This window comes from Bacillus sp. FSL R5-0593 (assembly GCF_038603755.1).
Lineage (GTDB): Bacteria > Bacillota > Bacilli > Bacillales > Bacillaceae > Bacillus > Bacillus velezensis.
In genome coordinates this window covers 799026-824322 of the sequence record NZ_CP152011.1, presented here as the reverse complement: position 1 = coordinate 824322, position 25297 = coordinate 799026, and the positions used below count along the sequence as shown (strand labels likewise).

Here is a 25297-nt window from a genome sequence, read left to right as displayed (position 1 = left end):
GTTTTGAATTGAAAGGGAAAAGGGACAGCCTGATAGAAGGCGCCCCGCAGGTTTTTTATTTTTGCCGTTTCAGCCACGCATACCCGTATGTTCCCGCAAACGGGAGAATCAGCACGATCAGCATTCCGATCGCAAACGAACCCCAGTACCGGCTCATAATGGAGAAGATCCCCGGCACGCCGCCGACTCCGACCGAGCTTGCGAGAACGCCTTTGACGGAGATGAACATCCCCGCGATTCCCGAACTGATCATGGCGATCACAAACGGAAATTTGTAACGCAGATTCACGCCGAAAATCGCCGGTTCGGTAATGCCCAAATATGCGGAAATGCCGGCCGTCAGTGAAAGCCCCCGCTGTTTTTTATCTTTTGTAATCAGCATCATGGCCAAAGCCGCCGATCCTTGAGCGATATTTGACAATGCGAGCATCGGCCATAAAAATGTGCCGCCGAGCTTTGATCCGATTAATTGAAGATCGACCGCGAGAAACGTATGGTGCATCCCCGTGATTACAAGCGCCGAATACAGCCCTCCGTACAGCAGGCCTCCGATGGCGGAGAATTGGCCGAAAACGGCAATCAATCCCGCCGTCAGCGCGTTACCGATCGCAAAGGTAATCGGACCGATGATGACAAAGGATAGAAAACCGATGACCAAAAGCGTCACCGGCGCGACGACCAACAGCTGAATGCCCTCCGGCGTCCGTTTCGTCAAAAAGAGCTCAAGCCTGGCAAGTAAATAAGACGCCAGCAGAATCGGGAGCACCTGACCTTGATATCCGACTTTCTGCACCTCAAGGCCGAACAGGTTCCACACCGGAATATCGCCGCTCTGCTCGGCGGCCCCGTAGCCCCATGCGTTTAACAGATCAGGATGCACCAGCATCAGCCCGAGCACGATACCCAAGAGCGGGCTTCCTCCGAACCGCTTCACTGCTGACCAGCCGATTAAAGCCGGCAGAAAAGCGAAGGCCGTCCCCGCGATCAGATTAATCATATTGGCGAGATCCGCCCATTGCGGATACACTTGGACAATCGATTTGGCGCTGTAGAAAATGCCTTCCGCCGTTAATATATTGTTCAGACCCATTAAAAGCCCGGCCGTGACGATCGCCGGCAAGATCGGAATAAAGATGTCCGCAAGCGTTTTCACGGCACGCTGTAAAGGATTCATTTTTTGCGCCGCCGCCTTCTTTACGTCATCCTTGGACGCTTCGCCAATCCCCGTTTCCTTCACTAATTCCGCATATACTTTGTTGACCGTCCCCTGCCCGATCACGACTTGAAACTGCCCGTTTACCGCAAAAGATCCTTTGACAATGTCTATTGCATCAAGCATTTTTTGGTTTACTTTGGTTTCATCTATTAATGCAAACCGCAAACGCGTCACACAATGAGTCGCCGCCTCAATATTTTCGATTCCGCCGACAGCTTCAGCGATCTGCCGCGCAGCCCGGTTAAACTCACCCATGCCAACCCCTCCGTAACCGTTTTCATTTTGTCTTACAAACTTGTATATACATGTTTATGACTCTATTGTAATGATGTATATACATGTCGTCAATCTATTTTTATAGCGCTTTCATCACAAATATACTGCGAAAGACCCTGAAACAAAAAAAGCCCCGCCGGAACCGGGCCTTGACTTCTTGTTTTATCGGGAACATGTCCGGGCGGAATTCACAACAGGAGCACAAAAAGCATACAGTACTGTACAACTAAGTTAAAGAGGTGTGAAGAGATGCCATCCACTGTTATCAACCTGTACTATTTGAAGATTAACAGTATTTCTGGCAACGGATCTATTACGATTGGGGAAGCGGCATACAACAGTCCCACCACAAATAACAAATCACAAGGACTGAACTCTTCATTCGGCGATACGTCACCTATAGAATCGATGATGGAGAACTTGTTAAATGATCCTGATGTCAACGACCAGACAGCCATCGGAACCGCAGATACCGCAAATATTACGCCGGTGCCGCCCATTATAGATTAAAGGGGTTTTTATGAATGCCTTACCAAATTAACGTCGTCAATATAAAAGTAAACGGAGCAACGCAAAACGGAAACGTCGATATCGGTCAGACCGTACAAAACAGCCACACCGCCAACAGCAAATTTGTCGGCGCGAACTTTTCTTTAGGGGATTTTTCGCCGGCCGCCGGATGTTTGAATTCGGGCCATCTTGACCCTGACGTGAGCGATCAGGATCAGATCGCCAACCCGTCAATGCCGATCGCAAATCAAATATAGGGAGGTTCTGCCGAAGTGGATATCGAAAAAATGAGAAAGTGGCTTGAGATTACGAACGAGCACAAGCCCAGCGACTTTTGGACCAATGTCCTGAAACGGAAATCTCCCGAAGATTTTTTCTCCTTACAAAAAAACACCCTGACTTATGATATTTATCAGGATGAACAGCACACATTCGTCATTGTGGAAATGCCCGGCGTTTACGAAGAAGAATTGACACTGAGGCTGCTGTCAAGAACACGGCTGCATATAAGAGGAAACATCACACCCCTTTTTCCAAAGAACATGGGCGTCTGCCAAAACCGGTATTACGGGGAAATCGATGAGACGATTGAGCTTCCTGAACCGGCTGAGCCCCACCTGTTACAGGCGCAGTGCGTAAACGGCCTGCTCCACATTTCCTACCCGCGCCTTATGGAGCACATTCCTTTTCAGAAAAAAATCTAAAGAGCCGGCTTACGGGCGGCCCAGCCGTCTGTACACTTTCTCCTTATAATGAGAAGATGCGGGTTTTGAGAACATGGCTTTCTCCTCCGTCAGTTTGTCGAGTCTGACTTGTTTTTCCGTCCGTTTGTTCCGCAAGTGATCCCGCTCCTGTTCATTGCGGCACTTGGCGATCAAATAATCGAGCGTCATCAGCTCTTTCTTCAGCGCGCCCTCATCCTCGGCGATCCCGGCGTTTTTTAATATGCGGTAGCCCATTCTGAGCGACTCCGGAAGATGTGCGGCATCGTCTTTCGGCAGGGGCTTTCCCATTCCTTTGATGCCGGCGAACTCTCCATCCTTAATGGCGCGCTTGATTTTATCTTCAGCCACGATATGGGCAATATCCATCACTGTTCACCTCTTTTTTCAATAGAACCGGGTATGATTAAACGGAAACACAAAGCCCAGTTTGTGCCATTTATATGTTTTAAAGCTGTCATTCAACAGATCAACCCCCGTTGCGACAGCGTTTTTCGCCCTTTTTCCGATGAGCCTTTTCCACCTTTTCTATTTGCTGGTTTCATGGTATATTGATTACGTTCGTTTTTTCTATCGTTCCGTGTAAACCGTGATCGGAAAAAAGGAGTGTAACAATGAAAACATTTATAAAAGAAAGAGGACTTGCCTTCTTCTTGATAGCGGTCGTGTTATTGTGGGTGAAAACATATGTCGCTTATATTTTAAACTTTAACCTCGGCATAGACAACACGATCCAGAAAATATTGCTTTTTGTGAATCCGCTGAGCTCCAGCTTGTTCTTTCTTGGATTTGGGCTTCTTTTCAAGAAAAAATTACAGCAGACAGCCATTATTGTGATTCATTTTTTATTGTCTTTTTTGCTTTTTGCAAACATCGTCTATTATAGATTCTTTAATGATTTCATTACCATCCCGGTCATGATGCAGGCAAAGACAAACGGCGGCCAGCTCGGAGACAGCGCGTTCTCGTTAATGAGATGGACAGACGCCTTCTACTTCCTGGATACCGTCATTTTGATTATTTTGGCCCTTAAGATGAAAAAACCGACTGAAAAACCGGTGAAGAAATCATTCAGAATCGTTTTGGCTTCCGCCGTGCTTATGTTCCTGATCAACCTCGCCGTCGCGGAATCCGACCGTCCTGAGCTTTTGACACGCTCATTTGACCGTAACTATCTGGTGAAATACTTGGGCACGTACAACTTTACGATTTACGATGCCGTGCAGAATGTGAAATCAAACAGCCAGCGCGCGCTTGCCGATTCAAGCGATGTAACGGATGTGGAAAACTATATGAAGGCCAACTATGACGTGCCGAACAACGTCTACTTCGGAAAAGCCGAAGGAAAAAACGTCATCTACGTCTCATTAGAGTCTCTGCAATCCTTTATCATTGACTATAAAATTAACGGCAAGGAAGTGACGCCGTTTTTAAACAAACTGGCGCACGATAATCAAACATTCTACTTTGATAACTTTTTCCACCAAACGGGACAAGGTAAAACATCTGATGCGGAATTTATGATGGAGAACTCTCTGTACCCGCTTTCGCAAGGTTCGGTTTTCGTCAATAAAGCGCAAAACACGCTGCAGTCCGTTCCTGCGATCTTAAAAGGCAAAAAGTACACGTCTGCCGCTTTCCACGGAAATACGCAGACTTTCTGGAACCGTAACGAAATGTACAAAGCGGAAGGCATCGATAAGTTTTTCGATTCCGCTTATTATGACATGAGCGAAGAAAACACGAAAAACTACGGCATGAAAGACAAACCGTATTTCAAAGAATCCATGCCGCTCTTAAAGAGCCTGCCGCAGCCGTTCTATACGAAGTTCATTACGCTGTCCAACCACTTCCCGTTCGGAATGGATAAAGAAGACACGGACTTCCCGGCGGGAGACTTTGGCGATTCAGTCGTCAATAACTACTTCCAGTCCGCGAACTATCTGGATGAATCAATCGAACAGTTCTTTCATGACCTGAAAAAAGACGGCCTGTACGATAAGTCGATTATCGTGATGTACGGAGACCACTACGGCATCTCCGAAAACCATAATAAAGCGATGGCGAAAGTGCTCGGCAAAGATGAGATCACTGAATACGACAATGCCCAGCTTCAGCGGGTGCCGCTCTTTATCCACGCTCCCGGCGTGAAAGGCGGCCGCAATCATAAATTTGCCGGTGAAGTCGATGTCGCGCCGACCGTTCTTCATCTGCTCGGCGTCGATACGAAAGATTATCTCATGTCAGGTTCAGATATCTTATCGAAAGAGCACAGAGAAGTCATTCCGTTCCGTAACGGAGACTTCATCTCGCCGAACTATACGAAAGTGTCCGGCAAGTATTACGATACGAAAACCGGAAGACTTTTAGATGATTCAGAAGTCGACAAAAAAGAAGACTCTCTCGTCAAGACTGAGCTTGAAATGTCTGATAAGATCATCAACGGCGATCTGCTTCGTTTCTATCAGCCGAAAGGCTTTAAGAAAGTGGACCCTTCACAATTCGATTATACGAAGCGTGAAGATTCCTCAGCAGACGATCAAAAAGAATAAACAAAAGCCAGATCATATCAATGATCTGGCTTTTTTATGTCCAGCTCCCGGCGGCGGCCATAGAGCGCTTTTGCAGGCTGTCGGAAAGAACTGAATAAGCGACGACTTTCTTTTTCTGCTGTTTGACGACATCTACATGGTCTTCGTAGCTGTATACAAACACCGTCACATCTTTTTTTCCTTTTCTCGTCTTAATGACAAGCGGATCGGCTCCGTTTTGCGGATGAAGATAACGCTCTTCATCCCCTGGGTATATATAATGCCGTTCGATAAACACGGCTTCGTTAAAATCATCAATCACCCGGCGTTTGTCTTCGCCTTCCAGACGTTTTCCGCCGAGGGAAACGGCAGCGGACGCGTCACTGAGCTTTGAATGGGTTTCAAACTTGCGGAGGATCCATTCCACCGCTCCGGTAGGAAGGCATGTCAGCACAATCTTAATCAGGCTTATGACAACAATTGAAACAACTGCAATCCATGTCACCTTACATCATCTCCATACTTGTTCTACATGAATCTTAACATAGAAGAAAACGTTGTTTTTTGTACATTATGTGAAACTTGATATATGTTCAAAAAAAATCCGGATCACATAGGTGATCCGGATTTTTCAAGTCTGCTTCTGGTCGTCAAGGCGGACGGCTTCTCTCAGCTCTTCCGCGACAAATTCGACGTTCGGCCCGATAATGACCTGTGCCGTTTTATTCCCCGTTTTGATAACCCCTTTTGCTCCCGCTTTTTTAAGCGCCGCCTCATTAATGAGAGACGTATCCTGCACGGTCAGCCTGAGGCGGGTCGCACAGTGATCAATCGTTTCGAGGTTTTGCCTGCCGCCGAGCCCCTTGAGCATGGCATGTTCTTCGACGGAACCGGCCGTATCTTCACTAAGCACTTCTTCCTCTTCCTCATCATCTTCCCGTCCCGGCGTTTTCAAGTTTAACGTTTTGATGAGCATATAGAATACGACAAAATAGATCACTGCATAACAAAGCCCGACAACGAGCAGCAAAAGCGGTTTTTCGGCAATGCCGTAGCTGAGGAGATAATCGATCGCCCCCGCCGAGAATGAAAAACCTGACCTGATTCCGAGAACATTCACGATAAATAAAGAGAACCCGGTTAATATAGCATGAACCCCGTACAAAAGCGGTGATAAAAACATAAATGCAAATTCAATCGGCTCTGTAATTCCGGTAATAAATGCCGTCAGCGCGAGACCGATCATCATTCCGGCCGTCGCTTTGCGCTTACTTGGCTTAGCCGCGGCAATCATTGCCAGACATGCGGCCGGAAGCCCGAACATCATAATCGGGAAGAATCCCGTCATATAAGTTCCCGCCGTCGGATCCTTCGCAAAGAAGCGGGCCAGATCTCCCGTTTTTCCGTGAAAATCGCCAAACTGGAACCAAAAAATATTATTCAGCACATGATGAAGACCGAATGGAATCAAAAGCCGGTTAAAAATCCCGTAAATCCCGGCGCCGATTCCGCCAAGCCCGATCATCCATTCCCCGAAAGACGTAATCACCGACTGAATCGGCGGCCACACAAATCCGAAGATCCCCGCCAAAATAATGGTAATCAGCGCCGTTACAATCGGAACGAGCCGGCGCCCGCTGAAAAACCCGAGATATTCGGGCAGCTTCGTATCCTTAAAGCGATTATACGTGTATCCCGCAATTAACCCCGCGATAATCCCTCCGAAAACGGCCATATTATTTGTCGAATTGATTGATTTTACAGCCGCGTCCAGCATGATATAAGAAATGGCTCCCGACAGAGCGGCGGCCCCGTTGCTGTCTTTGGAAATCCCGATCGCGATTCCGATCGCGAAAATCAGCGGCAGATGATCAAATACCGCGGTCCCCGCCGCGTAAATGAACGGAATATTTAATAAGTCCTCTCTGCCGATGGCCAAAATAATACCAACGGCGGGCAGAACGGCAATCGGAAGCATAAATGATTTTCCGAGTTTTTGCAAAAATTGAAGCATTTTACCCATCCCCCTTCTTTTTTCTTAAATATACCACATAAGTTATCTAGTGATCTATACCAATTTTCCTTCATTTATTCACATAAGGCTTGTTGGTTTTCTATTTATAAACCAGTTGTGGTAAGCTTGAATCAGATGATTAAAAATAGAAAGCGGGAATGACAATGATTGTAACGAACGATCAAGAATTAGAAGGCCTTAAAAAAATCGGCAGAATCGTCGCGCTGGCGCGTGAAGAAATGAAGAAAAAAGCCGAGCCCGGCATGAGCACGAAAGATCTTGACCTGATCGGAAAGGCTGTGCTTGACGAGCACGGAGCCGCTTCCGCTCCGGAGAAGGAATACGATTTCCCGGGCGTGACATGCATCAGCGTAAATGACGAAGTCGCTCACGGCATCCCGAGCGCCTCTAAAATCTTAAAAGCCGGAGATCTTGTAAATATCGATATTTCGGCGGAGTTCGGCGGTTTTTATTCCGATACGGGAATTTCATTTGTACTCGGAGAAGGCGATGAACGTCTGCAAAAGCTTTGTAACTGCGCAGCATCCGCATTTCAGAAAGGATTGGATCAGGCAAAAGCAGGCAAACGCCAAAACCAGATCGGCAGAGCCGTCTACCATGAAGCCCGCTCCAACGGATTTACCGTTATTAAAACGCTGACGGGCCACGGAATCGGCAGAAACCTTCATGAAGCGCCGAACCACATCATGAATTACTACGATCCGTTTGATAACGCGCTGTTTAAAAACGGAACCGTGATCGCGCTTGAGCCGTTTATTTCCACGAAAGCGGAAACGATTGTTGAAGCGGGAGACGGCTGGACGTTTAAAACGCCGGATAAAAGCCTTGTCGCCCAAGTGGAACACACCATCGTGATCACAAAAGATAAACCGATTATTTTAACTGCATTGTAATGTTTCATCTCCCTTCCAAACAGGTATACAACAACTAACCCGAAGGAGGGAGACGCATGAAAAAAGATAAAGAAAAAATCAAAATCGAAAACGAAATACACGCCATGCACGGCGTAACGAAACAGCAGATTTTAGAGGATTTCGAGGAATTTAAGGCGTACCTTCATCAGAAAATTTCCGCCGGAAAAAAACTGGGTCTGGATGACAGCAAAATCATCAAAAGCGCCGCCATCCTCGGGGACTATCTCTCCAAACACGAGGAGCCCCGCAATGCGGAAGAAAAACTCTTACAAGAACTGTGGGACATTGCGGATGACAATGAAAAACAGCATTTGGCCCAGCTTCTCGTCAAACTTGCCGGACACTGATACAGTGCCCGGCTTTTTTATGCTCCGTTATAAGAGTTGTGCTACACTGGACATATGTCTGTGAAAGGAGCCATTTTTCAACATGTGGTTTATTATCTTCGGGTTTATTTTCTTTATTGAAAGCATCATTCTCACCGTTTACGGAGTGAAGAAAAAGAAGGGGATGCTGATTTATTTCGGCGTCGTTTTCGGAATCATGACACTCGGAACGGTGCTGTTAAAATTAACCGGCCATTAAGCATGAAAAGACCGCCCTTTACATATATATGTAAGAAAGCTTTACATCTCTGAATCGAAAGTCTCAGTTTTTGCATTATCCCTTTTCAGCGTCTTTTTATAGATGTTACAATGCCAAAAGTTTGGCAAAAGCTGAAGAAACCTCCCCAGCGGGAGAACGGAGAAAGGAGTTTTCTGACATGCATTATGGCAGTAAAGGCTGGTATGTAGAAGAGTTAAAGAAAAAAGGAATTACCCACTATGAAGGAAGAAAGCTTCAAAGCTTCAAAAAGTACTTCCTTGCCAATCTGCTGGAAACAAAAAAACAAGCATAACGTAAATCAGCCGTGCTGTCAGTGCAGCACGGCTTTTTTCTATACATTAGTGAGCCTGTCTCTTTTTTTAAGGAAGGACTCCCTCCAGCTTTCTGACAGCGCTTCTTCCCGCAGTATTTCTTCAATCGCTGACAGATTGCCGGAATCACGATATTTCACTTCATTCGCATACCAGACGGAAATGCTTTCTTTTCCTCTCGACAGACGCTTGAGGACGGGACGCGGATCGACATATCCTTCTTCAAGCACCCTGAAATAAAAGCCGGTAAATCCCGTCTGCTGTACACGGAGCACCATATCTTTGATGCCATATTTGAGCGCGAGTTTGACGCAGGGCTGGCGCGGCTGGCTTACTTGAACGACGGCTTCCCCCAGCTGAAAGACGTCTCCGATCCACACGTCTTGTTCGGCCAGTCCTTTGACCGTTACATTCTCCCCGAACGCGGCGGCGGGAAGTTTTCTCGCGAGCGTTGTTTCCCAATATGAATAATGCTCGGCGGGATACACGCACACCGCTTTATCGGGGCCTCCGTGATGCTTCAAGTCGGCTTGCCCGTCCCCGTCAAAATGGGTTTTATACAGCATGACGGGAGAATCTGCGGGCCGCTTTATGATGCCGGAATTGATTTGTCTGCCGGCAAATTCATGAATTGCGGGCTTTCCGAGATTGATAGATAAGACAGAATAGTCTTGCGTCACCTCGTTCACATCCTTTGCGAAATCTCATATCTTTCCTTTATCATAGTAAGAAAAAGGTGGTTTTTCCATGCTTCAATATCATATGATTGCAGACGGCCGGGTTCAGGGCGTAGGTTTTCGCTACTTCGTCCAGATGGAAGCCGACAGACATAAGGTAGCCGGCTGGGTAAAAAACCGTGATGACGGCCGGGTGGAAATCCTTGTCGAAGGTCCTGAAGAGTCGTTAAAACAATTTGCCGAAGCAGTCAGAAAAGGCAGCCCCTTCTCAAATGTCACCGGCATAACCATCGAAGAATCACACCGTCTGAAAGGGTACCGCACTTTTACCATCAGTTACTGATAAGGCTTGTCCTGATAATAATAATTCGGCTTCACAATCGTATTGTCATATGATTTATGGAAAATGTGGGTGGAAGCCGGCGAGATCGGCGGAATCAGCCAGGTCCAGTCGCCCGTCAGCTTTCTTCCCGCGTCTTGTTCCTGTTCTTCAAAGCGTTTAAATTGATTCGCCGCCGTATGGTGATCGACAATGCTGACACCGTGTTTTTTGTATGAATAGAGCACTGCCTTATTCAGTTCCACCAGCACCTGATCCTTCCACAGGTCGGTATTCAGGCTGGCGGAAATCCCCATGACCGCAGCGGCTTTTTTGAGCATATCATACCGTTTTTCGTCAGCAAGGTTCCTTGCGCCGATTTCGGTTCCCATATACCATCCGTTAAAAGGCGCCGCGTTGTACGACAGCCCGCCGATTTCAAGCCTCATATCGGCGATAATCGGAACCCCGTACCATCTGAGATTTAAATCGGCAAACTCTTCAATATCCGGATGGGTGATCGGCACTTCTTTCACGAGCGTCTGAGGCAGGTCATACCAGACCGGCTGCCCGTCCCCTTTCATCCGGAAAAGCAGCGGCAGAATATCAAAATCGGTCCGCTTCCCGCGCCAGCCGAGTTTTTCGCAGACAGCCGTCAGCTCATATGATGCCGGATCACCGACTCTTCCTTTTTCAGTCTCATATCCCGCATAGCGGATGAGCTGGTGATTCCAGATCTCCACTTGTTTTTCCCCATTCTTCTCAGGAGGGAAAATCGTAATCGTCGGTTTAATTTTTCCGCCGTTCGTGGCGATTTTGATATGTTCAAATAATGCGTCGCGCACCTCTTCTTTCGTGTTCACACCGCGCCGGTCAATGACGTTCAGCGATTGCCAGAACAGACGCCCGATACAGCGGTTGCTGTTGCGCCACGCCATTTTCGCCCCGTGTTCAAGCTCTTCCGCCGTATGGACGTAACTTCCCGTCCGATCTATCTCATCTTTTATCGCGTGTAGACGCGCGTTGATTTGCGATTCCATTCCGAGTTCCTGATAGCAGACATCAATAAAATCCTTCGCCTCATCCCAAAGTATTTCCGTATGTTTCAAAAAACTCTCTCCTTCAATTTACATCTGTTTCCCATTGTATCGTTTTTAGGAGTGAACACAATGGTTTTTTTGTATCATACTGGAAACTGCAAAGAAAAAACACCTGTGATGTTCGCAGGTGTTTTACAAAACGGAATGCAGTTTTTCAGCCAGTGTAAGCAAATCCTCACGGTAGTTTTTTCCCGTCATCGGAATTCCGTGACCCGTCAAAAGCGCTTCCGGCTCCAGTTCGGCCAGTTTCTGAACGGATGCGGCCGCCGTCTGCGTATCCGCTGTAAAATAAGCGGGCGGCCCGTGAAGCTCTTGCTTTTGAATGACAACGTCCGCAAGCGATTCCTGTTCAACAGTGATCACGGCATCACCGGCAAGCAGAACGCGGTCTTTATCCCGGAATAATGAAATATGGCCGGGTGTGTGGCCGGGCGTATGCACCCATTTCCATTCTTCAAGAAACGGAACGGTACCGTCTGAAGGCAGTGCCTGAACGGACGGAATGCGGATCGTATGGCGCGGAAACAGCGGTGACAGCTTTGCGACAAGCCCTTTTTTCGCATCGGGCCTGGCAGGCGGATAATCCGCTTTCCCCGTGACGTACGGGAGCTCCTTTTCATGAATGTAAACCGGCACATCCCAAAGTTCAAGCAGCTCTTCAATCGCACCGACATGATCAAAATGACCGTGTGTCAAAATGACCGCCTTCAGCTGATACCCCTCTTTGAATCGGCGTTTCATTTCTTCTGTTATCATCTCCGCCGATTGAGGCATTCCCGCATCAACCAGAATGATTTCCCGCGGAGCTGAGGGATTTTCGATAAAGTAAACATTCGCAATCTGCACGGTCAGTCCGTAAACGCCGTCCGCCGCTTTAAAACCGGCTCCGCTTCTCACTGAAAAAAGCGGCATAAACGGATCACTCATCATGGCACCTCCTCTGATGCCTTTAGTGTGCGACGAACCGGGTGTTTTATGTTAAAAAATCGTGATCGCGCCGATGATGAGCGCAAAGGCCGTCATGACGATAACGGCAAGAACCGCCCATTTCATGGCAAATTTCTGGTGTTCATCAATGGTGACCCCGGCAAGCCCGACTAATAAATGCGTCGACGGCACGAGCGGGCTTAACATATGAATCGGCTGGCCGATGATCGAAGCGCGGGCGATTTCCACCTTATCTACACCGTACGCCACGGCGGTCTCGGATAAAATGGGCAGCACGCCGTAAAAATAGGCGTCATTGGGCATCAGAAATGTAAAAATACCGCTCGTTAAGGCAACAATCGCCGGAATAAATCCCCCCATCTGTTCCGGAATAAGCGATACGAGGGAAATGGCCATCTCATCAACCATCTTCGTCCCCGTTAAAATTCCGGTAAACACGCCTGCGGCAAAAATCATCGAACCGATCGCAAGCACATTGCTCGAATGGGCTGAAATACGCTCCCTTTGATCGTTAAGCTTCGGATAGTTGACAATCAGCGCGATACAAAACGCAATGATGAACAGCACGGTTAAATTCACTTTTCCTGACACTAAAAATCCCACTAAAGAAAGCGTTAACAGTAAATTGAACCACCACAGTTTCGGCCGCCTCCATTCATCTTCCGCAGCCGCAGCCGTTTCATTTGTATGGGACGGCTGCTTTAATTCGATCACCCCGAGCCGTTTCCTTTCCACCCTTCCGAGTACATAAGCGACCACAATCATACACACCATTCCGCTGGCAATGACAGGCAGCATCGGCCCCGTCAGCTCTGCCGGGTCAACGCCGAGCGCACTCGCCGCACGCGGCGTCGCGCCGCCCCATGGTATCGTGTTCATGATACCCATGCCGACACCGGCGATTCCCGCTAAAATAATCGGACGGATTCCGAGCATGATATACAAAGGCAGCATTGCGCTTGTCGTAATCATATACGTCGTCGAGCCGTCTCCGTCCAGTGCGACAAGCATGGTCAAAACGGCTGTTCCGACTACAATTTTGAGCGGGTCGCCTTTAACCAGCTTTAAAATACGCGACACCATCGGATCAAATAAACCGGTATCAATCATAATGCCGAAATAAAGAATCGCAAACATAATCATGACTGCAATCGGCGCCACCTGTTCAATCCCGGAAATCATCATCTCGCCGACCCGGTTAAAAGAAAACCCGGCAAACAGCGCAAACACGATCGGCGTTAATACGAGCGCCGTTAACACTGAAAGCCGTTTTGTCATAATCAGCACCATAAAAACAAGCATCATAAGAAAGCCTAAGATTGCTAACACAGTATGTCCCCCTTATTATGAATACGCTTACATTTTAAAGGCCCGATCCCCTTTATCCGCCTTTTTGCTATCTTATGAGAATTGGATATTGAAGTAAATATTTTGGATTTTAAAGATTTTTAATTTTTTATAACCTTTTTGTTCATTTTGTTCATTTATAAATCAAAAGCCTCCCGCAAATATGCGGAAGGCTTATTTTTCGCTGCTCATCATCTCTTTATAAAACTCGGTCTGCTCTTCTAAAAAGCGTTTTGCGCCGCTGCTGTTTTTATAAAAGCTCTCCCAATCCCGTTTTTTCAACATTTGCTTCCACTCCGCGGATGAGGTAATCTGTTTCAAAGCCTGATCCCAATAGGCGATCTCGCCTTCGGTCATGTCTTTCGGCCCCATGATGCCTCTCCAGTGCGCAAAGACAAACGGCACCCCCTGCTCTTTCCATGTCGGCACATCGCTGTAGCCGGAGAGCCTTTTGTCCGACGTAACGGCCGCCAATGTGATTTTCCCTTTCCGATAGGCGTCTCTCGCTTCTGAAATGGTCATTGAGGCGGCGTCTATCTCGTGGCTGATAAGAGCTTCAATGACTTCATTGCTGCTCCCGTATTGAAAAAAGCGGATATCAAACGGAGAAATTCCGGCCATTTCCGCCGCTCTCGCAAAGGAGAGCTGGTCATCATTTCCGAGGCCGGGCGCAAATCCGATTTTTATGCCGCCCGGATGTGCTTTAATATCGCCGAGCAGCCGCTTTCCGCTTTTTATCTTTGAATCCTTCGGAAGAGCGACGGTCTGCCACTCTTTTGCGATAATGGCCAAAGGCGTAAAATCAGCTGCCTTCAGCCGGCTTTGTCCCAAAATTTCATTGCTTAACAGCAGGCTTGAATTCATACTGATGACATCCGTTTTTCGTTCGTTTACATATTTCCAGCCGCTGTCTCCGCCTCCGCCGGGTTTATAGACGATCTTTACGGGCCGGCCTAATATTTGCTTCCGCTCTATTACCGATTGCAAAGCTTTTGCCGTTACGTCCCAGCCCCCTTGAGGCGCTGCCGGGACGACAATTTCAACCGGCCCTTCGGCTGAACGGATGCCCGTCATCTGCCGTCCGTCAAAAGAAACCAGCGCCGCCAGCATGACAAGAAGCACTCCCAACCGCTTCATTTCTCCCATCCCTTATTCATGTGCTAAATAATATTTCCGTTCCGGCCTGCCGATAATGCCGTACTCTAATTCAGCGAGCGCTTCTTCCTGAGAAACGAGAAACTCGGCGTAGCGCCGCGCCGTTGTTCTGGAGGCGCCCATTTTTTCGCCCAGTTCTTCGGCCGTCATCCCTTTTTGGGCTGCCCTGAGCGCGTTTTTGATTTTTTGAAGTGTAATCGAATTAATCCCGGTCGGCAGATCATTGAGCTGTTTTTGTTCTTTCTGACCGCTTCCGAAAAACATGTCGATAACGGACTGGCTCAGCTCCGGCTGTGAGCGCAGCCATTCTCTTTTTTCACGGTACTGCAAAAGCACTTCTGTAAATTTATGTGCCGACACCGGCTTTATGACATAGTGGGAAACGCCTGATCTGAGCGCTTCCTGCAGCAGTCTTGTTTCGGCAGAAGCCGTAATAATGATGATATCAACAGAAGGAAAACGGCCGCGGATAAGGGGAAGCAGATCTGTTCCCAGCTCATCCGGCATATAAATATCCAAAAGCAGCAGATCAGGCTGCCGTTTCTCAAGCAGCGATATGGTGTCTTTGGCATTGATTGCTTTGCCGATGACATTGAATCCATCAAGAGGTTCGATAAATTTTTCGTGAATTTGCGCTATTCGAAAGTCGTCCTCTGCAATCGCGATGTTAATCACACCGATTCCCCCTTTGGCGTTTCTTTCGGTATAAACACCGTAAATACGGCACCGCCGCTCTTTTGCTGCGAAATCTCTATCGATCCCTGCAATTCACTGACGGCTTCTTTCAGATTGGCTAAGCCGTATCCTCTCCTCGTCCCCTTTGAAGAGTAGCCCTTTTCAAATATGGTTTCTGTTTTTTCCTGAGGCACGCCGTCTCCTGAGTCCGCCACTTCGATGACGATATCCCTGCCGATATCGGTCATAAAAAAGGCGACCTCTTTTTTCTCTTTTTCGGCGACGGCTTCGAAAGCGTTATCAATAAGATTTCCGATGATCGTAATGAGCTGGGATGAACCCACATGCTCCGGCAGCGATTCTAAAAAGCTGTTTTCATCTATTGAAAGCTTCACTTTCTTCTCAGACGCCTTTCCCATTTTTCCTAATAGTATGGCCTGAACCCGCTGTGAATGAATGTTTTGAAAGAGGATTTCATGCTGTTCATTCTGGATGGCGTACTCTTCTTTTATCAGTTCAATGGCTTCATTATATTCTCCCAGCTCTAACAGACCGAGGATCGCGTAAAGCTTATTCGAGAATTCATGCGTTTGCGCCCGAAGATCCTCTGAGTATTTTTTCATTTCAGTCAGCTTGTTAATCAGTTTCTTGAGCTCTGTTTTCTCCCGGAAGCTGATCACCGCTCCGTATACTTGTCCGGTCTGCTTCATTTCTTTCACGTTTAAGATAAATACTTTATCTCCGGCACGCACCTCCACGTTCGGCGGTAATTCTCCCCCTGCCAACACCGGCATGAGATTTGCGCCCGGCATGATTTCTTTTATATGCCTTCCGATCATCGGTTCCGGAAGATTCAGCATATCAGCCGCAGATAAATTCATCATGGTTACCGCGCCTTCTTTGTTTACGGCGATAATCCCTTCTTTAATCGCAAGGAGCATCGCATTGCGCTCCCTGTACAGCGCTGCAATTTCATGCGGTTCAAGGCCGAGTGTATCTTTACGGATGCTTTTTGCGAGCGCCGCCGCTCCCCCGATGCCGATAAGAAACACCAAACATGCAAAATAGCCTAAATGCCGCAGATGCGCTTTCATATCTTTTTCTATCTCATCTTGTAAAAACTCGACTGTCACCGTTCCGACGACTTCGTTATGATTTTTTTCCTCCAAAATAACCGGGGCGCTCCCCCGGACAGCCTTCATTCCGTCGGAAACCGGTGACCCGCCGAACATGACGGTTTTATTTTGCAGATTTTGATTTTCTTTCGGAATACTGCTTCGGGCCGAATGAAATGCAACATGCCCTTTTTGATCAGTGATGTAGACGGCGTGCGCGCCTGCCTGTTCTTTCATTTGTTCAATGACATCTAACTTTGTAAAAGCCTCTTGATCCGCAAGCCGGAACGCCTCTTTTACAGGAGGCATGTATGAAATGGTTTTTGCCGTTTGCACCGCCAGCTGTTCAGCCTGCTTCTGGCCTTCCTTTAATTGCTGAAAGGCAAATATAACTGTGAGCGTTCCGATGACAAGTATTAATAAAGCCGCAATTAATCCGGCGATTTTCATTTGCAGAGAGACATAAAACCGCTTCGCTTCCAACACAGCACCAGCCGTCCTTTCCTCCTAAAATCATACCACTTTTTAAATCTTTGTTTCTCATTTTTGAGAATTTTCGTGATCTTTTTCTCTTGTCATTTCTTTCAAAAAGTGCAGTCTGGTATAATTTCCCTCAAGAGAGATAAGAAGGATGAACTTTTTATAATCGCTGCGCAAAAAAAGACTGACAGAAGCCAGTCTCGGGATGTTTAACAGCGGACGTATATTCAGTTGAAAAAGTGTTTCTCTATGATGGCCGAGATACATTTGAATGACCGGAAATATCAATCAATTTTCCTTTGACGGCCAGGCGTCCTTCGGTTCTTACCGCTTTGTCGCATGTGATTAATGTAATCTCTTTATCTTTTGTCTCCTGAATTGCGTTTGCTTCTATTTCTGAAATCATGGTTTTTGATGTTACAGAATAAATATAGTCTTTTCTAAAGTCGGTCATCACGATTTGCGCGCCTTTTTTTATGTGTAAAAGAGGGCCGAACAATAGGTTCTCCTGCTTCAGATGGTGGCCTGCCAACGGGTAGTTTCCCTCGCCCATTTTCTGATCCGGACGCATAGTTGCCGCGCCGATCAGCAGGTTTTCATTGGTTGTGCCTTTTAAAATCGGAAGGTCTAAATCGATGCTGCTGATGGTTATCCGTCCGATTATCGGTTTTGGTTTGCGATTAAAACTTGACTGGACTGTTTCCCTGAAACCGGGCGGATGAATGGATTCAAAATCATAGTCCGCTTTTTTCATGTTATTTTTCCGCGCTTGTTCTGCGGTCAATTCCGATTCAATTTGGCTTTTACTGAGGTACGCGATCAAACAGCCTTTCATGAGAGGAGAGGAAATGAGAAGCAGCCCGGACAAAATAAGAACGGCAATGATCATTTTTTTAACCATGAAGAAAATTCCTTTCTTGTACGTCATGCGGTGAATATTTGGTGAGAAATGATTCTCTTTTTAAAAAAGCACCTGATCGATTCTTACATGATCAGGTGCGATAACGTCTATCTATTCCTTGCTTTCTTCTTTCTTGATACAACAGCCGCGGCTCCGCCGGCTAATAGCAGCAGAATACCGGCCGTGACCGGCATCATACCGTCCGTATCACCGGTTTTCGGCAGGTTTTTGCCTGTATCCGAGTGATTGGTTTTACCATTGGTATCAGGATGATGCCCGCCTTGATTCGTTTGATGATTCGGTGTGTCTTTCCCAGGTGCGGGATTTTTTAATTTCTTATTAGAAACGACGACCTCAACGGCTTTTAACTGTCCTTTTTCAATTGTGAATTCAATTGGTTTTTCGTTCAGCTGATAGCCGTCAGGCGCTTTTGTTTCGATAAATCGATACTGCCCGGGCGCTAATCCTTTCACCGTAAACCGGCCCTTTTGATCCGTCTTCCATACCGCCGGCCGTTCTTTGCTGCCGCCGGTGTTTACCGGATGTCCGGCAGAATCCGTGATCTTGAATTCAGCACCTTCCAGCACCTTATTTTTATCGTCATGATCCACTTTTGTCAGTGTGACATCACCAGGCGTCAGTGTATTCTCCGCACTGATTTCGACTGGTTTTATGTCGGTATTTGTGATCTTGAATGATATTGGCGTTTGATCCAAACTGTAAAGTTCAGGCGCTTTTGTTTCGATAAATTGATATTCGCCCGCTTTCAGTCCCCGTACAATAATTTGTCCGTGCTCATCTGTCGTCAGACCCTCTGTCAGTACTTTGCCGTTTGCATCTGTCAGGTTAAACTTCGCACCTTGCAGGACTTTCCGTTTGTCACCTTGATCCAATTTTGTGAGAACAACGCTGTTCTTGATGTTAACTGCAGTCAGGGCAGCCTGATTCGGTTTTCCGCTGTTCTCAGCCTTAATCGTAAACGGCACAGGGGTCGTTGACAGCAGATAACCATCCGGCGCTTTTGTTTCAACAAATTGATAGTTTCCGGGCGCCAAACCGCCGGCGTCAATTTTGCCGCCTTCTTTTGTCATCAGATCGTCTCTTACGGTTTTTCCATCACTGTCAATGATTTTAAATACTGCACCGTCTAAAACGTTTCCGTCTTGATCCTTCTTGATCAGCTGGACAGAGCCTTTATAGTTGACGGCCGTTCCTGCGTCAGTTGACTCCGGCTTTCCTTCCGCTGTTTCTGAGATGGCAAACTCTTTTTTCTCCGTATTTAACACATAACCGTCGGGTGCTTTCGTTTCGATGAAGGCGTAATGACCCGGTGCAAGGCCGGACGTTTCTACTTTTCCGTCCTTATCTGAAACCAGATCTTCTTTAACCGTTTTTCCATCACTGTCGACGATTTTGAAGACTGCACCTTCAAGCTTCTTGCCTTCCGCATCTACCTTCGTCAGCCGGACAGAGCCTTTATAGTTGACGGCCGTTCCTGCGTCAGTTGACTCCGGCTTTCCTTCCGCCGATTCTGAGATGGTAAACTCCACTTTCTCCGTATTTAACACATAACCGTTGGGCGCTTTCGTTTCGATGAAGGCGTAATGACCGGGTGCAAGGCCGGATGTTTCTACTTTTCCGTCCTTATCTGAAACCAGATCTTTCTGAACCGTTTTTCCATCACTGTCGACGATTTTGAAAACTGCACCTTCAAGGTTTCGGCCTTCCGCATCTTCCTTCGTCAGCCGGACAGAGCCTTTATAGTTGATGGCCGTTCCTGCGTCAGTTGACTCCGGCTTTCCTTCCGCTGTTTCTGAGATGGTAAACTCTATTTTCTCCGTATTTAACACATAGCCGTCAGGCGCTTTCGTTTCGATGAAGGCGTAATGACCGGGTGCAAGGCCGGATGTTTCTATTTTTCCGTCCTTATCTGAAACCAGATCTTTCTGAACCGTTTTTCCATCACTGTCGACGATTTTGAAAACTGCACCTTCAAGATTCCCGCCGTCTGCATCTTTCTTCGTTAATGCGGCTTTTCCTTGATAATTCACCATTGATCCCAATTCAACATCAGGTACTTGATTCTTTTCGTTCTTTGCGATTGAGAAGTGAATGGCTTTTGTGTTTACGATAAACCCTGATGGGGCTTTCGTCTCCATCAGCCGATAGTATCCGGCGGGCAAACCGTTGATCTCAACTTTCCCATTTTTATCGCTTTCAATATTATTTTTTATCAGAGTATAGGTGCCGTCGCTTGATTTTTTCTCAAGCTTAAATACAGCACCGGCCAAAGGCTTGTTGTTTTCGTCTTTTTTGATAAGCGTCACCTTATTTTTTTGATTTATGACTTTATAGAGTGCTCCTGCAGCGGAGGATTTGCCGTCAATCGTAACGGAGACCCCGTTTACATAAGCATCGCTGATGGTGTAGCCGTCCGGAGCTTTTATTTCTTTCAGTACATAGGTTCCGTAACGGATATTCCCAAACGTAAGTTTACCGACATCGTCTGTTGTGCCCGTACGCAGCAGCTGCTTGCCGTCTTTAGACCATAATTGAAAGCCGGCTCCTGAAAGAGATGTTCCGTCCGATCCTGTTTTAGATATCGTCAGGCTTCCCTTCTCTCCTGATCCTGAGCCGCCGCCGCTTGAAATGGCGACAAACACTGAGCTGTTGTTCTCTTGGGTCTGCTCCTCAACATTTGTCCCTGATATCGACACTTTGTTGCTGACCTGACCGCTGCTGCCGGAAATATTAATGAGAGAACGATATTGTATAACATACGCGCGATCGATTTGTTTATAGCCGCCTGTAAAGGTAAGGACAAATGATTGTTCACCGGTGGCATTGTCAGTTTTCATATCTACTTTATAGTCCTTATCTTTTTCAAGCTGCACATCACCCGGAATAAGGTTTCCGCTGCTGTCTTTCATAACGCCGTTCTCATTATATTTTGCTTGATATACTTTAAAAGAATCTTCATCTATTATTTGATTCTCATCCGGTGTGTCTTTGACTTTTACGTCATCCAGTGTCGATTGGCTGGTATTGACATTGATGTTCCAATCGATATCGTTTCCGTTCTGTTTGCCGCCTTTAGAAATCAGGTTTCCTCCGTTTGCGATGGAAACTGAACCCGTCAGCGTTCGGTCTGCATGGTCATTATTAAAGTACTCCGCTTTGTTTGTGTATTGACTCTGTTTAATGACCTGGCCTTTTAATGACGTTTTAAATTCAATCAGGTATGGTACAGCGTCATCTGTTTTGAGATGTACGGTTAACGTATTTTTGTTGCCGTCTGACGGCTCCTCTATTTCATATTTTGAAGAATCCAGCGCCTCTCCTTCAGTGATGGAGCCGTTTTTGCTGATGGTATACGTTTTAACAGCAACCGATCCATGCAAAAATTGCTGACCATCTGTGATCGTATCTTTTATATAAGGATTTTTTGAAGGTTCGCCATTGTAATTGATGCCGACTTTCCATGTGATTTCTTTTGAAACGGCGTTGTATGAGCCGTTTTTGAATCCATTATGGGACGTCTGATTGTTCGGTGTGAAGCCGCTCGATTCCTTATTTGTGCGTTTGCCGCCGTTTTTATCCGTCCATGTCGACTCAGCCGTATTCTTAATGGGTTCGTTTGAAAAGTCAGCGTTGAATTTTGTCTTATACGTGATCTTAAACTGACTGTTTGTTTCTGCATAATCCCCGATCAATGCTATTGTAAAGCCTTGATTTCCGGGTTTTTTTGTTAATGTATAGTCTGTTCCTTCTTTCAGCGTTTTGTTATCAGTCGTGTCTTGCATGTGAAATGAATCGTCAATGAGCGCCAGGCCTCCGCTGGTGAATTGATCATCCAGCGTCCAGTCTTTCATTGTGTAACCGTTTTTATTAACTGTGATTGTCCAATCAACCGTCTTCTTCTCATAGTCTGCATTTGAATAATTTTTAATCAGATTCTGCTGAATGGCGGTTCCCGGAGTTTCCTTTGATTCCCCTGTATCTGTCATTGCTGTATTGGTGTATTTGACAGGACTGTCAATAATGACCCCATCGTTGACTTGAGATTGATAAATGATCTTATATGCTCCTGTGACAGTTTGCTTGAATTTTATTTCAAAGCCGTTCCCGTTATCAGTCAGCGTATAATCCTCACCCTCTTTTAATGGGGCGCCCTCTTGTTCGCTGCCGTTCTGGCTGAATGTAATCGGAAGGATTTTCAATGAACCGGGAACAAGATGCAGATCGTCTGATCCGAACGTATCCTTGATGCCGGCTTTGGATTGATCAATCTTTTTCTCACCGTAGTTGTACATAACAGCCCAGCTGAACGTTTGGGATTCTCCTTTATAACCTGTCGAAGATTTTTCTATCATTTTTCCGTAACCCGCTGTTACGGAAGCTTCCGCAGAAATCGGCTCCGCATTGTCTCCGCTGAATGCCGCCTTGTTTGTCAGCGTGATGTTTCCGCCTTTACCCGGCTTTGCCTCATCTTTAATTTCCGTGTCATATATGAGCCGGTAGGCTGTATCGATCGTCCCGGCGAAGGTGACATTACCGTTTTCGCCAACGGTATAACCTGAAGTTATCTCATTTCCCTGACTCACCGAGCCGTCAATATTCACATCAAGTTCATACACTTTCACAGAGCGGAAAATCAATTCGTCCGGAAGGCTTTCAGTCAATTTCGCATGTTTAACTTCTTCTTCCTTTTTATTAAGATCAACCGTCCACGTTACCTTTCCGGGATTAATACCTTTATCCAATGACCCTGATTTCTCAATGGTTTTATTGACATTCGGTTTAAAATAAACCGTTACGTCCGGCGTATCAGAGTTAACCGGAAACTTAATCTTTTGTGTGGTTGATCCTTTTATTTCTTTCTGATTGAATTGGGTGTTTACATACAATGACCCCTTGACGTTAGTATCTTCTTTTACCTCGCCGTTAAACGTCATGATGACATGGCCGCTCGTATTAATGGAAAAAGTTCCGTACGTACTATCGCCGTCGGTCAATGGCTGGTTCGTAATGTCATTATGCATGATAAATTCTTTAGGCAGATCAAATTCATATTGATCACCGTCGTTTATTGTTTTCCCCAGCTCATTCGGAATCGCCCATTGAATGGTGATATTTGCCGGAGAGTTCGTATTCGCAGGGTTGTTTTTGTCATATGGTTTTCCTTTTTCATCCGTCAATTTCACATCAGTTAAAATATTTTGCGTAATCCGGCTTCCGCCTGATTGAAGGCTTTTAGCGGCAGATTTGCTTGAAACCGCCATTTTTGATTGACTGCGTTTAGCAGAAGGTTTTGATTTCGTTTTCTGTTCTGCTTTATCACCGCCGTCCGCAGGTGCTGATTTTTTCTCTGTCTTTTCCTGAGGTTCAGCAGGTGTTGAAGAGGTGTTTTTTTCTGTTTCGGAATCCGTTGTTCCGTCTTTCTTCACAGGTATTAACACCTGTTGGGTCTTGCCGGCATCCAGTTGAAAAAGAGCTTTTGCCATTTTCGTCTCATCTGTTATGTCGGGAGTAAACTTCGCCGACAGTGTAATGGAGCCTTTGGCATCCCCGGCATCTGCTTCAGCATCGTTCACTTTCACTTCCAGCGTGCTGCTGTCTGCTTCAGCTTTATATATACCGATCACCCGATCAGCTGATGTCAGCTCACCTTCGGCATCGTTATCTAATGTAAAACTTTCCGGAATCTTTAAGGTGATATTCCGGTCACTTGCATCTTCCTTGTTTTTTAGTGACCATTCGTATGTCAGTGTCACTTTATCTCCCGGTGCTAAAGCGGGCTCACTCCCTTTTGACCCGTCAACAGTCTGCTGTCTGCCGTCTTTGACTGCAACTGAATCAAAGAACCCGCTCTCGCTTTGTTGTGATCCGGAAGCGGCTGCGATCGGAGTAAAGCTGACAACTTGGCTGAAGATGAAAAACAGCGTGAAGCATGAAATCAATGCCGCCCTCAGCCTTTTGCTTTTTTTCGGGCTGAACGAAAAGTTCCTCACTCCCAATGTCTTATTCCTCCCCTTTTATATAGACTTACGTTCGAACAAGCTGGTAAGTATGGGATTCTCCTTATCCGAACCAAACTACATTGTATGAAATCGGCCTATACAAATTCTGTACATGGGATCATTTCAGAAATAGCGCACAAAAAAAGACCGGCATCAGCCGGTCCGGTCATTCAATCGTCAATTGATTTTATCTTTTAATTGTTTATAGCGTTCGTATTCCTTTATCGCCTCTTCTACCTTTCCCAGTTTATTAAATAACTGCAGTTTGTATTGTATAATTTTATCGTCACCGGGCTCTATTTTCTCAACCTGCAGGCAAACGTCCATCGCTTGATGATCGTTCTTCTCTTGGATGAGAAAACCAATCAGTTCGTACGCTTTGCTGAGCCACAGATGGGCCAGACGCGCTTTTTCCGGCTCCGCCCACAGATAGCCATTCTCCATGAGATAATGGTTTTCATATGACATGACAATGTCCATGTGCCGGGTTAGTGCAGCTGCGCTGAGCGGAGGAGCCTCTTTTAATGTTTTTTCCCATTCAACTGTATCAACCTTTACCCCGGAAAGCCGGAGAATGTATCCTATATCAGTATTTTCTATTGATTGGCTGAAAGGCAGCTGACCGATTAATTTCCGTATCTGATATATTGTCGAGTAGAGCTGGGTGCTTGCTTTTGATACATCATAAGCAGGCCAAAACATCTCCATCAGCATGTCTTTACTGACCGTGCGCCCTTGATTAAGAAGTAAAAATGCATACAGTTCACGGGCTTTGGATGTTCTCCACTTGACTGTTATGTATGTTTTGACACCATTTACCGATTGATAAAAGTCCAGGTTCCCAAAACATTGTATAACATAATCCGTCCCGGTATTCTCTTCTGCCGTCCTGAGTTTTTTATTCATTCGGATCCGCTCAACAGTTGTCAGCAGCCGGGCATTGTCAACCGGTTTTAAAAGATAATCGACAGCATTTAATTCAAACGCTTTGATCGCGAATTCATTATAAGCGGTGATAAAAATAACTTGGATATTTTCATTGACCTCCTGAATCGATTCAGCAAGCTCAATACCGTTTATCCCGGGCATTTCAATGTCAAGAAACACCGCATCAGCTGCTGAAAGCTCCGAATGCTCCAGAACTTCCGCCGGATCTTGAAACGTTATAATAGATTGAAAGGCGTTTGTCCGCTCAAGCATACGATTAAAATGAAGCAATGCCAATTCCTCATCATCCACAATTAACGCTTTCAAACCGCATCCCACCCGTCAATATAGATATATCTGAAAATAATTTCAATTATACCATGTCCAACGCCCTATATAGTTGGATTCTTTTTCTTTCTCTTGTTGTATTATAACGTTTGTGATTACAATATTTATACATTACATAAGATAATAGAATGCCCCTGAATGGGATAAAGGAGTAATGATGTGAA

23 protein-coding genes are annotated in these 25297 nt (G+C 46.2%); 9 read left to right on the top strand and 14 right to left on the bottom strand.

The features are described from left to right. Positions 1 to 55: 55 nt before the first annotated feature. Positions 56 to 1471: a PTS system trehalose-specific EIIBC component gene (gene treP / locus NYE36_RS04020; RefSeq protein WP_265451339.1), complete on the bottom strand. Its 1416-nt coding sequence runs from the start codon at positions 1469 to 1471 to the stop codon at positions 56 to 58. Between the two features lie 270 nt (positions 1472 to 1741). On the opposite strand from treP, the gene NYE36_RS04015 reads away from it, so the two are divergent. The 3 genes from NYE36_RS04015 to NYE36_RS04005 are packed head-to-tail and all read left to right on the top strand — an operon-like array spanning position 1742 to position 2706. After that, positions 1742 to 2002, top strand: a complete 261-nt coding sequence (locus NYE36_RS04015; protein ID WP_007408496.1) for a spore germination protein — start codon at positions 1742 to 1744, stop codon at positions 2000 to 2002. 14 nt (positions 2003 to 2016) lie between these two features. Next, a complete protein-coding gene (locus NYE36_RS04010; protein WP_003155595.1) occupies positions 2017 to 2259 on the top strand; it encodes a spore germination protein in 243 nt (80 codons plus the stop codon). A gap of 15 nt (positions 2260 to 2274) precedes the next feature. Beyond that, on the top strand, positions 2275 to 2706 hold the full coding sequence (locus NYE36_RS04005; protein WP_003155596.1) for an Hsp20/alpha crystallin family protein: 432 nt from the start codon (positions 2275 to 2277) through the stop codon (positions 2704 to 2706). A 9-nt stretch (positions 2707 to 2715) separates the two neighbouring features. On the opposite strand, the gene NYE36_RS04000 is transcribed toward NYE36_RS04005, so the two are convergent. Then, entirely contained in the window at positions 2716 to 3093 is a 378-nt protein-coding gene (locus NYE36_RS04000; protein ID WP_007610033.1) for a DUF1992 domain-containing protein, read from the bottom strand. A gap of 245 nt (positions 3094 to 3338) precedes the next feature. Between NYE36_RS04000 and NYE36_RS03995 the strand changes: the two genes are divergently transcribed. Then, entirely contained in the window at positions 3339 to 5276 is a 1938-nt protein-coding gene (locus NYE36_RS03995; RefSeq protein ID WP_095352305.1) for an LTA synthase family protein, read from the top strand. Between the two features lie 34 nt (positions 5277 to 5310). Here NYE36_RS03995 and NYE36_RS03990 read toward each other — a convergent pair whose 3' ends face one another. Together NYE36_RS03990 and nagE are read right to left on the bottom strand one after the other, a co-directional pair. Then, on the bottom strand, positions 5311 to 5760 hold the full coding sequence (locus NYE36_RS03990; protein WP_060674530.1) for a YfmQ family protein: 450 nt from the start codon (positions 5758 to 5760) through the stop codon (positions 5311 to 5313). Positions 5761 to 5886: 126 nt separating this feature from the next. Further along, a complete protein-coding gene (gene nagE / locus NYE36_RS03985; RefSeq protein WP_012117066.1) occupies positions 5887 to 7269 on the bottom strand; it encodes an N-acetylglucosamine-specific PTS transporter subunit IIBC in 1383 nt (460 codons plus the stop codon). 164 nt (positions 7270 to 7433) lie between these two features. Between nagE and map the strand changes: the two genes are divergently transcribed. From map to NYE36_RS03965, 4 genes are all read left to right on the top strand, one after another. After that, a complete protein-coding gene (map, locus tag NYE36_RS03980; RefSeq protein ID WP_007408490.1) occupies positions 7434 to 8183 on the top strand; it encodes a type I methionyl aminopeptidase in 750 nt (249 codons plus the stop codon). A gap of 56 nt (positions 8184 to 8239) precedes the next feature. Further along, positions 8240 to 8551 (top strand): DUF3243 domain-containing protein, encoded by a 312-nt coding sequence (locus tag NYE36_RS03975; RefSeq protein ID WP_085341817.1) that lies wholly within the window; start codon positions 8240 to 8242, stop codon positions 8549 to 8551. A gap of 82 nt (positions 8552 to 8633) precedes the next feature. Beyond that, a complete protein-coding gene (locus NYE36_RS03970; RefSeq protein ID WP_003155608.1) occupies positions 8634 to 8789 on the top strand; it encodes a hypothetical protein in 156 nt (51 codons plus the stop codon). Positions 8790 to 8967: 178 nt separating this feature from the next. Continuing rightward, positions 8968 to 9102: a YflJ family protein gene (locus NYE36_RS03965; protein ID WP_003155609.1), complete on the top strand. Its 135-nt coding sequence runs from the start codon at positions 8968 to 8970 to the stop codon at positions 9100 to 9102. Between the two features lie 39 nt (positions 9103 to 9141). Here the strand turns inward: NYE36_RS03965 and NYE36_RS03960 are convergent, their stop codons facing one another. Continuing rightward, on the bottom strand, positions 9142 to 9801 hold the full coding sequence (locus tag NYE36_RS03960) for an MOSC domain-containing protein (RefSeq protein WP_015239385.1): 660 nt from the start codon (positions 9799 to 9801) through the stop codon (positions 9142 to 9144). A 67-nt stretch (positions 9802 to 9868) separates the two neighbouring features. Between NYE36_RS03960 and NYE36_RS03955 the strand changes: the two genes are divergently transcribed. Beyond that, positions 9869 to 10141, top strand: a complete 273-nt coding sequence (locus tag NYE36_RS03955; RefSeq protein ID WP_085341816.1) for an acylphosphatase — start codon at positions 9869 to 9871, stop codon at positions 10139 to 10141. On the opposite strand, the gene nosA is transcribed toward NYE36_RS03955, so the two are convergent. The 9 genes from nosA to NYE36_RS03910 all read right to left on the bottom strand — a co-directional run bounded on the left by nosA (position 10135) and on the right by NYE36_RS03910 (position 25112). After that, positions 10135 to 11226: a nitric oxide synthase gene (nosA, locus tag NYE36_RS03950; protein ID WP_007408487.1), complete on the bottom strand. Its 1092-nt coding sequence runs from the start codon at positions 11224 to 11226 to the stop codon at positions 10135 to 10137. The two genes, NYE36_RS03955 and nosA, sit on opposite strands and share 7 nt — an antisense overlap. Before the next feature lie 123 nt (positions 11227 to 11349). After that, positions 11350 to 12144 (bottom strand): MBL fold metallo-hydrolase, encoded by a 795-nt coding sequence (locus tag NYE36_RS03945; RefSeq protein WP_007408486.1) that lies wholly within the window; start codon positions 12142 to 12144, stop codon positions 11350 to 11352. A 51-nt stretch (positions 12145 to 12195) separates the two neighbouring features. Continuing rightward, positions 12196 to 13494 (bottom strand): citrate:proton symporter, encoded by a 1299-nt coding sequence (locus tag NYE36_RS03940; protein WP_062623274.1) that lies wholly within the window; start codon positions 13492 to 13494, stop codon positions 12196 to 12198. Between the two features lie 192 nt (positions 13495 to 13686). Continuing rightward, the gene (locus NYE36_RS03935) at positions 13687 to 14649 is read right to left on the bottom strand and encodes a tripartite tricarboxylate transporter substrate-binding protein (RefSeq protein WP_094032627.1); all 963 of its coding nucleotides are present in this window, start codon (positions 14647 to 14649) and stop codon (positions 13687 to 13689) included. A gap of 12 nt (positions 14650 to 14661) precedes the next feature. After that, a complete protein-coding gene (locus tag NYE36_RS03930) occupies positions 14662 to 15342 on the bottom strand; it encodes a response regulator (RefSeq protein ID WP_061581205.1) in 681 nt (226 codons plus the stop codon). Continuing rightward, positions 15339 to 16943 carry a sensor histidine kinase gene (locus tag NYE36_RS03925; protein WP_039062765.1) on the bottom strand — a complete coding sequence of 535 codons (1605 nt, stop codon included), beginning with the start codon at positions 16941 to 16943 and terminating at the stop codon, positions 15339 to 15341. Before NYE36_RS03925 ends, NYE36_RS03930 begins: the two co-directional genes overlap by 4 nt. Before the next feature lie 241 nt (positions 16944 to 17184). Continuing rightward, a complete protein-coding gene (locus NYE36_RS03920; RefSeq protein ID WP_025284410.1) occupies positions 17185 to 17838 on the bottom strand; it encodes a class A sortase in 654 nt (217 codons plus the stop codon). Between the two features lie 107 nt (positions 17839 to 17945). After that, on the bottom strand, positions 17946 to 23855 hold the full coding sequence (locus tag NYE36_RS03915) for a SpaA isopeptide-forming pilin-related protein (protein WP_265451340.1): 5910 nt from the start codon (positions 23853 to 23855) through the stop codon (positions 17946 to 17948). Positions 23856 to 24035: 180 nt separating this feature from the next. Then, positions 24036 to 25112 (bottom strand): response regulator, encoded by a 1077-nt coding sequence (locus NYE36_RS03910; RefSeq protein ID WP_062623271.1) that lies wholly within the window; start codon positions 25110 to 25112, stop codon positions 24036 to 24038. Positions 25113 to 25297: the final 185 nt, after the last annotated feature.

What these genes read in the sequence shown, in the direction of transcription:
- treP (WP_265451339.1), bottom strand. Translation starts at nt 1,471, where the DNA reads ATGGGTGAGTTTAACCGGGCTGCGCGGCAGATCGCTGAAGCTGTCGGC.
- NYE36_RS04015 (WP_007408496.1), top strand. Translation starts at nt 1,742, where the DNA reads ATGCCATCCACTGTTATCAACCTGTACTATTTGAAGATTAACAGTATT.
- NYE36_RS04010 (WP_003155595.1), top strand. Translation starts at nt 2,017, where the DNA reads ATGCCTTACCAAATTAACGTCGTCAATATAAAAGTAAACGGAGCAACG.
- NYE36_RS04000 (WP_007610033.1), bottom strand. Translation starts at nt 3,093, where the DNA reads ATGGATATTGCCCATATCGTGGCTGAAGATAAAATCAAGCGCGCCATT.
- NYE36_RS03995 (WP_095352305.1), top strand. Translation starts at nt 3,339, where the DNA reads ATGAAAACATTTATAAAAGAAAGAGGACTTGCCTTCTTCTTGATAGCG.
- nagE (WP_012117066.1), bottom strand. Translation starts at nt 7,269, where the DNA reads ATGCTTCAATTTTTGCAAAAACTCGGAAAATCATTTATGCTTCCGATT.
- map (WP_007408490.1), top strand. Translation starts at nt 7,434, where the DNA reads ATGATTGTAACGAACGATCAAGAATTAGAAGGCCTTAAAAAAATCGGC.
- NYE36_RS03975 (WP_085341817.1), top strand. Translation starts at nt 8,240, where the DNA reads ATGAAAAAAGATAAAGAAAAAATCAAAATCGAAAACGAAATACACGCC.
- NYE36_RS03970 (WP_003155608.1), top strand. Translation starts at nt 8,634, where the DNA reads ATGTGGTTTATTATCTTCGGGTTTATTTTCTTTATTGAAAGCATCATT.
- NYE36_RS03965 (WP_003155609.1), top strand. Translation starts at nt 8,968, where the DNA reads ATGCATTATGGCAGTAAAGGCTGGTATGTAGAAGAGTTAAAGAAAAAA.
- NYE36_RS03955 (WP_085341816.1), top strand. Translation starts at nt 9,869, where the DNA reads ATGCTTCAATATCATATGATTGCAGACGGCCGGGTTCAGGGCGTAGGT.
- NYE36_RS03945 (WP_007408486.1), bottom strand. Translation starts at nt 12,144, where the DNA reads ATGAGTGATCCGTTTATGCCGCTTTTTTCAGTGAGAAGCGGAGCCGGT.
- NYE36_RS03935 (WP_094032627.1), bottom strand. Translation starts at nt 14,649, where the DNA reads ATGAAGCGGTTGGGAGTGCTTCTTGTCATGCTGGCGGCGCTGGTTTCT.
- NYE36_RS03920 (WP_025284410.1), bottom strand. Translation starts at nt 17,838, where the DNA reads ATGGTTAAAAAAATGATCATTGCCGTTCTTATTTTGTCCGGGCTGCTT.